The sequence below is a fragment of the Rhizobium sophorae genome (genome assembly GCF_013087515.1).
Taxonomy (GTDB): Bacteria; Pseudomonadota; Alphaproteobacteria; order Rhizobiales; family Rhizobiaceae; genus Rhizobium; species Rhizobium sophorae.
This window is the reverse complement of sequence record NZ_JABFCN010000072.1, coordinates 1-1,576: the sequence shown is the minus strand read 5'-3', so window position 1 is coordinate 1,576 and position 1,576 is coordinate 1. Positions and strand designations below refer to the sequence as shown.

Here is a 1,576-nt window from a genome sequence, read left to right as displayed (position 1 = left end):
GAAGCCGGTCTTGGCGACAAGACTATGCTCGAGCGGGAAAACAGATGGCTTCTCGCCAACCACCTGCCGCCATCGCAACTGCAGCTGATGGAATTGCGCCAGGCGTGGGAGCATCTGGCCAACACGCACCTTGAGAGGGCCGGCCTCGATATCCGTATCGACAACCGTTCGCATCTGGAAGCCGGGATCACGATCGAGCCGACCGAACATGTCGGTGTGCATGCGACTGAGATCAATCGGCAGGGTGGGGCAGTCTCGCGCACCCGCATCTCACCGCAATCGGCCGAGCGAAATGCCGAGACCATCCGGAGGCGCCCGGATGAGATCCTGAAGCTGATTACCAACGAGAAGAGCGTCTTCAACCGCTATGACATTGCCAGGGCTCTGCATCGCTACATCAATGACGATCCGCAGACCTTCCAGAATGCTTTTGCCGCAGTCATGGCGTCGAAGGCTCTGGTCGAGTTGAGGCCCGACAGTTCAAGCGTTCGGGGTCGCGATGGCGAGGCACGCTATTCGACGGTCGAGATGGTGGCGATCGAGGGCGCGATCGCCAGCAATGTCATGGCGATGAAGGCGCGCCAAAACCACGGTGTCTTCAAGCGCAATGTCGATGCTGCGATCGCCGAACAGGACAGATCGATCCAGGCGGGAAATCCTTCACCGGGGCAGGGGCTGTCGGCTGAACAGCGCCATGCGATCGAGCATGTCACGGGTCCAGCTCAGATCGCCGTGGTGATCGGCTTTGCCGGTGCCGGCAAGAGCACGATGCTGGCGGCTGCCCGGCACGCCTGGGAAGCGCAGGGCTATCGTGTTCATGGCGCGGCATTGGCCGGCAAGGCGGCAGAGGGTCTGGAGCAATCGTCCGGGATCGCGAGCCGCACCTTGGCGTCGTGGGAATACAGCTGGCAGGCCGATCGCGGTCGGCTCAATGCTCGTGACGTCTTCGTCATCGACGAGGGCGGCATGGTCGGCAGCCGTCAGCTCGCCCGCTTCGTCGACGAGGTCAAACGGGCCGGCGCCAAGCTCGTCCTGGTCGGTGATCATGAACAGCTTCAGGCGATCGGAGCGGGCGCGCCGTTTCGGGCGATCGCGGAAGCCGTCGGCCATGCGCAGCTTTCGGAAGTTCGACGGCAAAAAGCCGATTGGCAAAAGCAGGCTTCGATTGACTTTGCCTCTCACCGGACCGCTGCCGGGCTGTCGGCCTACGTGGCACGGGGAAGCGTTCATCTGAAGACGGATCGCGCTGAAACCCTGAACGCGATCATTGCCGATTACGTCGCTGACCGATCGGCCAATCCCAACGACACGCGCATTGCGATGGCCCATCGACGCGACGACGTCCGTGCCATCAATGCCGGCATTCGTGCTCGGTTGCAGGATCGCGGTGAACTGGCAAAGGGCAGCAACCCGTCTGGTGATAAAGGTGAGGAACTGAGTTACCAGACCAGCAATGGGAAGCGATCCTTTGCGCGTGGCGATCGCATCGTCTTCCTGGAGAACGATCGCGATCTCGGCGTCAAGAATGGCATGTTGGGCGAGGTGATCGCCGTCGCGCCGGACGCAATACAGGTTC

General features: G+C 61.9%; 1 protein-coding gene. It reads left to right on the top strand.

What is annotated here, in order from left to right; all coding sequences use genetic code 11:
- Nucleotides 1–1,576 (top strand): Ti-type conjugative transfer relaxase TraA (gene traA, locus G9X64_RS37405; RefSeq protein WP_171378384.1); only part of this gene is annotated, 1,576 nt, incomplete at both ends.